The 7,487-nt window shown below is 62.4% G+C and carries 10 protein-coding genes; 5 read left to right on the top strand and 5 right to left on the bottom strand.

Annotated features, from left to right (window positions below; translation table 11 throughout):
- Positions 1 to 119: 119 nt before the first annotated feature.
- The 3 genes from EOA85_RS22155 to EOA85_RS22145 all read left to right on the top strand — a co-directional run bounded on the left by EOA85_RS22155 (position 120) and on the right by EOA85_RS22145 (position 1,335).
- A complete protein-coding gene (locus tag EOA85_RS22155) occupies positions 120 to 371 on the top strand; it encodes a hypothetical protein (protein WP_245485947.1) in 252 nt (83 codons plus the stop codon).
- Complete coding sequence (locus EOA85_RS22150; protein ID WP_127211177.1) at positions 371 to 778, top strand: hypothetical protein; 408 nt, start codon at positions 371 to 373, stop codon at positions 776 to 778. Before EOA85_RS22155 ends, EOA85_RS22150 begins: the two co-directional genes overlap by 1 nt.
- Positions 779 to 999: 221 nt before the next feature.
- On the top strand, positions 1,000 to 1,335 hold the full coding sequence (locus EOA85_RS22145) for a YkgJ family cysteine cluster protein (RefSeq protein ID WP_245485945.1): 336 nt from the start codon (positions 1,000 to 1,002) through the stop codon (positions 1,333 to 1,335).
- A 9-nt stretch (positions 1,336 to 1,344) separates the two neighbouring features.
- On the opposite strand, the gene EOA85_RS22140 is transcribed toward EOA85_RS22145, so the two are convergent.
- Together EOA85_RS22140 and EOA85_RS22135 are read right to left on the bottom strand one after the other, a co-directional pair.
- Entirely contained in the window at positions 1,345 to 2,643 is a 1,299-nt protein-coding gene (locus EOA85_RS22140) for an amidohydrolase family protein (protein WP_127211175.1), read from the bottom strand.
- 469 nt (positions 2,644 to 3,112) lie between these two features.
- On the bottom strand, positions 3,113 to 3,955 hold the full coding sequence (locus tag EOA85_RS22135; RefSeq protein ID WP_127211174.1) for a methyltransferase domain-containing protein: 843 nt from the start codon (positions 3,953 to 3,955) through the stop codon (positions 3,113 to 3,115).
- Positions 3,956 to 4,178: 223 nt separating this feature from the next.
- On the opposite strand from EOA85_RS22135, the gene EOA85_RS22130 reads away from it, so the two are divergent.
- Positions 4,179 to 4,790: a LysE family translocator gene (locus EOA85_RS22130; protein ID WP_127211173.1), complete on the top strand. Its 612-nt coding sequence runs from the start codon at positions 4,179 to 4,181 to the stop codon at positions 4,788 to 4,790.
- A 10-nt stretch (positions 4,791 to 4,800) separates the two neighbouring features.
- On the opposite strand, the gene EOA85_RS22125 is transcribed toward EOA85_RS22130, so the two are convergent.
- Together EOA85_RS22125 and EOA85_RS22120 are read right to left on the bottom strand one after the other, a co-directional pair.
- The gene (locus tag EOA85_RS22125; protein WP_127211172.1) at positions 4,801 to 5,187 is read right to left on the bottom strand and encodes a nuclear transport factor 2 family protein; all 387 of its coding nucleotides are present in this window, start codon (positions 5,185 to 5,187) and stop codon (positions 4,801 to 4,803) included.
- Between the two features lie 17 nt (positions 5,188 to 5,204).
- On the bottom strand, positions 5,205 to 5,654 hold the full coding sequence (locus EOA85_RS22120) for an OsmC family protein (protein WP_127211171.1): 450 nt from the start codon (positions 5,652 to 5,654) through the stop codon (positions 5,205 to 5,207).
- Between the two features lie 119 nt (positions 5,655 to 5,773).
- Here EOA85_RS22120 and EOA85_RS22115 point away from each other — a divergent pair, with 119 nt between their 5' ends.
- Complete coding sequence (locus EOA85_RS22115; protein ID WP_127211170.1) at positions 5,774 to 6,373, top strand: TetR/AcrR family transcriptional regulator; 600 nt, start codon at positions 5,774 to 5,776, stop codon at positions 6,371 to 6,373.
- A 542-nt stretch (positions 6,374 to 6,915) separates the two neighbouring features.
- Here the strand turns inward: EOA85_RS22115 and EOA85_RS22110 are convergent.
- Positions 6,916 to 7,487 (bottom strand): TCP-1/cpn60 chaperonin family protein (locus EOA85_RS22110; RefSeq protein ID WP_281033769.1); only part of this gene is annotated, 572 nt, incomplete at its 5' end.

Here is a 7,487-nt window from a genome sequence, read left to right as displayed (position 1 = left end):
GGAAAAGAGCACCGCGCGTTCGCTTGAACGTGTTAAGGATGCTCAGCAATTTGAATCCGACTGCCGTTGCTTGGTGCGTGGTCCTGGTCGAAAGACCGGTCTCGCCATTTTGCGGCATCATGCTCCGAACCGGGAGAAAGACCTTGACCGCCACTTCAAAGAAACCCCGCGACCAGGCCGAATCCATCTTCAGCAAGGCCCAGACCCAGTCCATGTCGCTCAACCGCATCATTTCCGAACAGGATGCTGTCAGCGAGGCCCGGGAAGCCAAGACCGCGCGGCTGCGCGAACTGCGCCTGGAAAAGGCAGCCGACGAGATGGCTGCGACCGCCGCGCTCGCAGCCTCGCCGAAGCGCGTGGGCAAACGCTGATGGCCACCAAGCGCGTCCCGCAAAAGGCGATCGCCGCCGATTCGACCATCGCCGATATCGTGGGAGAGCTCGACAAGCCGGTCGAATATGTCCGCCGGGTGCTCGAGAAGCTGGAGCGCTGCAAGCGCGCCCATGGCGATGCCCAGGTCAGGCTCGGCGTGCGTGGCCGCTCCGAATGCCCGAACTATCTGATCGAGTATGTCCGCGAAAATGCCAAGACCCACGAGCGCGTCACCCATCAGGATGCCGCCTATAGTGGCAGCACGCATCGCGAGCTGGCGCCCCGGCACATCGAGGAGACCAGGAACTGGTCGCCCGAGGAAATGAACATCACGGCGGTCTCGGCGCTGATCGGCCGCCTTCGCAACTCGAATGCGCCATTATCGCGTTTCTCCGACGAGGATTGATATGGCCATAAAATTTTCCGCCAGGGATCAGCCGGCAGCATCCGGTGCCACGCAAAGCTGGCCAAGCCGGCCGCCGCGCCGAAAGCCGACGTTACCGCCGAGGCCGCGACCGATCTGTTCAAGTCGCCGGCGGAAGCGGCGGCGCGCAAGACCAGGAAGAAGAAATAGCGTCTTTGCCGCGAAACGCCGATCTGAATCCGGTTGCGTCAGGGCTGCTTGCCTTGGCGAGCGCCGGAGATTTTTCGCCTCTCGAGGAGCGCGCCGCCCCTCTCTTCGACTGCCAGAGCTGCGGCGCCTGCTGTTCCTATTCATCCGAATGGCCGCGCTTCTCGACCGAGGACGACGCGCAGCTCGACCGGATCCCGCAAGACTATGTGGCCGCCGACGAAGCGGGCATGCGCTGTGACGGCGTGCGTTGCTCGGCGCTTGCCGGCGAGGTCGGCAAGTCGACCGCCTGCGGCATCTACGAGGTCCGACCGGACGTCTGCCGCGCCTGCATGCCCGGTGGCGACGATTGCCTGATGGCGCGTCGCAGCCATGGCCTGCCGACGCTGTGATAACGGGCGTCAGATAGTGTTTTTGTATATCAGGCCATCTTTCATGATGATTTTGAAGTTGTTGGCTGGATCGGCCACCACGTCGAGGTTCTCCAGCGGATTGCCTTCGACGAGCAGGAGGTCCGCGAGCGCGCCTTCTTCGATCACGCCGAGTTTCCCCGGATAGGGGTTGCGACGGCCCGACAGCGCGAGGAGCTCGGCGTTGGTCCCAGTCGCCATGACGAGCGCTTCGGCAGGCGTGTACCAACGCGCGAGCGACGCCAGAATTGCCCCCTGCTGCTTCGCCAACGCGCGGGAGAACAGGACATCGGTGCCCCATGCCGTCTTGATCTTGTATTTCTTCGCGAGTTCGTAGGTCCTGCCGATGCCCGGCCACACCTCATCGGCCTTGGCTCGCTCGACCGAACCCTCTTGGAGGCCTGTCCTCATCAATTCGGGAAGCGGCTGCAAGCTCAGCCAGATGTCCTTTTCGGCGATCAGCTTGGCGGTTGCCTCGTCCATGAGGAAGCCGTGTTCGATGCACTTGACACCAGCCGCGATAGCCTTCCGGATCGCATCCGAGGTGAAGGCGTGCGCGGCGACGTAGGTGCCCCAATTCTCGGCAATTTCAACGGCGGCCCGCAGTTCGGGCTCGGTGAAGGTGGTGACGTCGAGCGGGCTGTGGGGCGACGACACTCCGCCGCCCGCTGTCAACTTGAGCAGCGCGGCCCCCTGCATGAACTGCTCGCGGGCACGCAAACGAACCTCGTCGGGGCTGTCCACAACTATGCTGCCGCCGTTCCTCTCCATGGGAGTGAACAAGCCGCCGATCGTCCGAGGCAAGTCGCTGAGCTGGCGGAAATCTCCATGCCCGCTGGTCACGGTGATCATGGCTCCGGACGGATAGATGCGCGGTCCCGCTATGATGCCTTGATCTATCGCGCGCTTGAGGCCGAACGCCGGCCCGCCCACGTCGCGAACGGTGGTGAAGCCGCGCATCAGCGTATCCGTGGCCTCGTCGCCGGCCGCAAGATTGGCGAAGCCGACGTCGCCCATCGCCTCTGCCGGCGTGGACGCAATCAGCATTGCGTGCCAATGCGCATCGATCAGCCCCGGCATTAGCGTTCGCCCGTTGCCGGCAATGCGCCGCGCGCCTTCGGCCGCGATGGGACTTGCCGAGATCCGCGCGATCACATTGCCCTCGACCAGCACATTCGATGGGGCCGAAAGTGCAGCGCCTTTTCCGTCGAAGATGCGGACGTTTTCGAAAAGCACGTCGTCAGCGGCCGCAGTTGCGCAAAGTCCGAGCACGAGGGCTGCCGCAAGCATTTCTCTGCCTGAGCGAAGGATCATGAAAGCCGTGCGTGCAGAGAAAACGGCTGCGGCGCAGGACACGGCATGCGCCACGACCTCGCTTTTTGTCAGCTCCTGCGATCCAAAGGATTTGTGACACATGACGGTTATCCTGCTTCAGGAGGAGGTGGTCACGGCGCAAGGACAAGATCTAGCTTATACGGCATGGTCGTCAAGAAGCGTTCCAGACTGGTCTCTTTCGCGGTGAAGGGTCGTTCGAAGGTCAGGCCGATCGTGGTGATACCAGGGCAAGCAGTGCATGGTTCGCCTGAGGAAGCCATCAGAAAGCGCGCCCGGAATGAGTGGGAAGTAGCCGTGGGTTCATCTGCCAGAACAAGCACGTTGCCAAGAGCGGGATATTCGCCTTGGTCTTTCCTGCGAGGCAGCCGCCCAGAACCCAGGAGTAGGATTGGGACGGGCTACCCTGTCGCTCCAGTCTTGTCACTTAGGTCGGGGCACGCGACCAGGCGCCCACTTCCGAGCGGCTCACGATCACGCTACCCGCCTCGATTTCGAGCTGCATGCGCTGTCCCAAAGTTTCAATATCGACCTCAGCGGCCGTCGCAACTCCCCGGCTCTGTATTTCCGGCAGCATCGTGACAATGAGTTCAGCGGTCTGGTGTGACCAGTCGAAACCGCTCCTGGTTCCCCAACAACCGCTTCCAAGTGCATTGAGAGCGCGGTCAATCCTGCCGCGCGGAAGCCGCATCGAGCTTGATACCCATATTGGTCTCGATACCGCTGCGCCGGAACGTCTCGACGATCCATCGACAGCAGTCGTTGTAGGTCGGCGCTGGCGGCTGGATCGACAGCCGTTCCAATCCGGCTCATGGAAGACGACGGTCCCACCAGGCCGGAGGTGACGAGCGACGCCACGCAGCATGGCCACAGCATCGGCTTGAAAGATCAGAACATAACGGCCGATCACGGCGTCGAACGGTCGGTCGAACGAGAGTGCCGCGGGATCGCCTTCATGGAAGCTGACTTTCTGGATCGGATGCGCCGCCGCGCGCCCCTCCGCCGCCGCAAGAGCCGCCGGAGCCCGATCTGCGCCGATGACCTGACCTTCGCTGCCAACCATCTCGGAAACCAGGAATGTAACGTCGCCCGCGCCACAGCCGACGTGGAGCACGCGCATCCCGGGTCTTATACCCGCAGACAGCAAGATTCTTCGCGTGATCGGGTTAATGATGCCCGCCTGATGGCTGAGACGCCTGATCTCACGATCGGAATGGACGAGAGTATACGGGACGTGAACGTCGACACGTGCGCCATCAGCGACTTCCATGGCGTGCCCCCCTCACACGACTGTTCCCCAAAGGCAAGATCGCGTAAGTCGACGACTATGCGCCGATGCGGCGGCCGGTCCACCAGACTGGCTGTTGACCTCAATGCGAATGTCGCTTCAGGGGCAATGCTTGAAATGAGACACTGCCTGGCCCCCGGGCTGGCTTGTGCCCGCGCGGTTCGCTGGCTACCTTGCCGACGGGCAGGGCACAGGAGGATCATCCGTGAGCATCGAATTCTTGTTGACCTCGCTGATTGTCGTGGCTTCGCCCGGCACTGGCGTTCTCTATACCCTGAGCGCCGGGCTTTCGCGCGGCGCGCGCGCCAGCATCATCGCTGCTTTCGGCTGCACGCTCGGCATCATTCCGCATATGGCGGCCGCCATCACCGGTCTGGCGGCGCTGCTGCACACCAGCGCACTCGCCTTCGAGACGCTGAAATATCTGGGCGTCGCTTACCTGCTCTACATGGCGTGGAACACGCTGAAAGAGAGCGGCAGCTTGAGCGTCGGGCACGATGTCGCGCCGCGCTCGGCCGGCAAGGTGATCACCTCGGGCATTCTCATCAACATCCTCAACCCGAAGCTGTCGATCTTCTTCTTCGCCTTCCTGCCGCAATTCGTCAGCACCACCGAACCGCGTGCGCTGTCGAAGATGCTGGAACTCAGCACCGTCTTCATGCTTTTGACCTTTGTCGTCTTCGTCGGCTACGGCATCTTCGCCGCCTCGATCCGCAGCCATGTCGTGTCGCGGCCGATGGTGCTGACCTGGATGCGCCGCACCTTCGCCGGCGCCTTCGTCGCGCTCGGCGCAAAACTGGCGCTGACCGAGCGGTAGCACCCGTTGGCTATCCCTTGACGTACCCCATCGCCTCGACGATCTGCCCGTCCGCTACGCGCATCAGATTGACGCCGCGGATGGAGTTGCCGTCGGCACGCCAGTAACGCCAGCGGATTGTCGCCCGTTCACCGGCGACGAACGTCTCTTCAAGGTCGAAGCGGGTGCTGGGTTCGCTGGCGATCGCCGACCATAGGCCGACGCACGCCTCCCGCCCGGCATGGCGGGCGCCATTTGGCGCCGGCATGGTATTTTCGATGACGCAGTCCTCGGCCACCAGGCCCGGGAGTGCCGACGGATCATGATTTTGGAATACGTCGTTGAAGCGCCGCATGATCTCGGCCGTCCGTCTGGATTGGTCGTCTGGATGGACGAGCATGATGCTATTCTGTTCCATCTTGGCACCTCCTGATTTCATTTTTCCGCAGCGGCGGCCGTGACGAGGTCGGCCTTGAGCCTGATATCCGCCACGCCGGCCAAAGCTCGGGAGACCAGGCATGTCGTCTTCGCGGATTGGGCAAGCCGCTGGAATTCCTCGGGCGCCAGGCCCGGGACTTCGGCTTCCGTTTCAAGCTCGATGCGGGTGATCGTCGGTCCGGCCGTGCTGATGCCGAGATGCACCTTGGCGACGGTGTGGATCCGTACGGGGACATGGCCGCCGCTGCCTGCTATTGCGCTCAGCGCCATTGAAAAGCAGCTGGCATGCGCCGCCGCAATCAGTTCCTCCGGATTCGTTCCGGGACCGTTTTCGAAGCGCGACGGGAAGGAATAGGCGCCTTCGAAGACGCCGCTGCCAAGCCGCAGGCGGCCCGAACCTTCTTTTAACGACCCCTGCCATTGGGCCTCTGCTTCACGGATGCTCATTCTATCGTTCTCCTCTTACACGAATGCCGTCAAGATATATAGACTGATCTACATATTATGTAAACCGATTGTCATATCTAGTGCAAGGTCTATAATGCTGACTCCTGACAGAGGTTGACATGGCCAACGAAACCCGCACCCGCATGATGGAGGCGACGGCGCTGCTGCTGAGGCAGCGCGGCTATCACGGTACTTCGCTCAACGACATTTTGAGCGCCTCCGGTGCGCCACGAGGATCGCTCTATTTTCATTTTCCGGGCGGCAAGGACCAACTGGTCATCGAAGTGACGCGCGACAGCGTTGACAAGGTGACTCAAAGGCTTGGCGAAGAGCTGGCTGCCGAAAAAGATCCGGCGGTGGCCGTCCACCATATCTATCAGTCGGTCGCGCGCATGCTGGAGGACAACCAGTTCACCCTTGGCTGCCCGATCGCGCCCGTGGTGCTGGACTCGCCGACCGACGTGCCGGAGCTGGCCGAACTGTGCCGGTCGGCTTTCGAGCAATGGATAGGCTTGCTGCAGGCGGCCTTCGTCAAGGCAGGGGTGCCCGAGCGCCGCGCCCGCGCTCTGGCGCTGCTTGTCGAATCATCGCTGGAAGGGCTGATGGTGATCGCGCGCGCCACCCGCGACCGCGCCCCGGTGCTGGCGGTGGCCGATGAGGTCGCCGCGCTGATAGAAGGTGCCTTGCCTGCCAAAGAGGTCGCGGTAACCGCGGGCTGATATTTTATGGCCTTGATCGCATCGAAGCCGGCGCGGAGCCCTGCCGAAAGCGCCGAAGGCCGAACAAGAGATGGCTCCAGCCCTGCGATCCATGCCGTAACTATTGCCAAAGCGTACAGCGGTACAGGAGGTCTCGCCCGCCGATCGCGGCTGGCACGGCGATTGAGGTGCGTAACAAATAAAAAGGGCGGCATCGCTGCCGCCCTTTCCGTATCTGAAGGCTGATGGGCTGGATTAGAAATCCATGCCGCCACTCAAGCCCGCTTGCGGGCTTGAGCATTATCAGTTCATGGGCGTGCTGATGGATTTCCTCAGAAATCCATGACGCCACTCAAGCCCGCTTGCGGGCTTGAGCATTATCAGTTCATGGGCGTGCTGATGGATTTCCTCAGAAATCCATGACGCCACTCAAGCCCGCTTGCGGGTTTGAGCATTATCAGTTCATGGGCGTGCTGATGGATTTCCTTAGAAATCCATGCCGCCACTCAAGCCCGCTTGCGGGCTTGAGCATTATCGGTTCATGGGCGTGCTGATGGATTTCCTTAGAAATCCATTCCGCCCATGCCGCCCATGCCGCCGCCGCCCATGCCGCCAGGCATGCCGCCGCCGGCCGACTCCTTCTTCGGAGCCTCGGCGATCATGGCTTCGGTGGTGACCAGCAGGCCGGCGACCGAGGCCGCATCCTGGAGAGCCGTGCGCACGACCTTGACCGGATCGACGATACCCATGGCGATCATGTCGCCATATTCGCCGGTCTGGGCGTTGAAGCCGAAGGTCGGGCCCTTGTTCTCGAGGATCTTGCCGGCAACGATCGATGCTTCCGCACCGGCGTTGGACGCGATCTGGCGAGCCGGAGCCTGCAGCGCGCGACGCACGATGCTGATGCCCGCGGTCTGGTCGGAGTTGGCGCCGACAGCCTTGATGCTCAGCGAAGCACGAAGAAGTGCGACGCCGCCGCCGGGAACGATGCCTTCTTCGACGGCCGCGCGGGTCGCGTTGAGGGCGTCATCGACGCGGTCCTTCTTTTCCTTGACTTCGATCTCGGTCGCACCGCCGACGCGGATGACGGCAACGCCGCCCGCCAGCTTGGCGAGACGTTCCTGCAGCTTCTCCT

The organism is Mesorhizobium sp. M5C.F.Ca.IN.020.29.1.1, from assembly GCF_003997375.1.
Classification (GTDB): Bacteria; Pseudomonadota; Alphaproteobacteria; order Rhizobiales; family Rhizobiaceae; genus Mesorhizobium; species Mesorhizobium wenxiniae.
Note: the sequence above shows the minus strand (reverse complement) of the source record. Positions and strands in the feature narration are given on the sequence as shown.

What these genes read in the sequence shown, in the direction of transcription:
- EOA85_RS22155 (WP_245485947.1), top strand. Translation starts at nt 120, where the DNA reads ATGCTCCGAACCGGGAGAAAGACCTTGACCGCCACTTCAAAGAAACCC.
- EOA85_RS22150 (WP_127211177.1), top strand. Translation starts at nt 371, where the DNA reads ATGGCCACCAAGCGCGTCCCGCAAAAGGCGATCGCCGCCGATTCGACC.
- EOA85_RS22125 (WP_127211172.1), bottom strand. Translation starts at nt 5,187, where the DNA reads ATGGAACAGAATAGCATCATGCTCGTCCATCCAGACGACCAATCCAGA.
- EOA85_RS22135 (WP_127211174.1), bottom strand. Translation starts at nt 3,955, where the DNA reads ATGGAAGTCGCTGATGGCGCACGTGTCGACGTTCACGTCCCGTATACT.
- EOA85_RS22120 (WP_127211171.1), bottom strand. Translation starts at nt 5,654, where the DNA reads ATGAGCATCCGTGAAGCAGAGGCCCAATGGCAGGGGTCGTTAAAAGAA.
- EOA85_RS22115 (WP_127211170.1), top strand. Translation starts at nt 5,774, where the DNA reads ATGGCCAACGAAACCCGCACCCGCATGATGGAGGCGACGGCGCTGCTG.
- EOA85_RS22140 (WP_127211175.1), bottom strand. Translation starts at nt 2,643, where the DNA reads ATGCTTGCGGCAGCCCTCGTGCTCGGACTTTGCGCAACTGCGGCCGCT.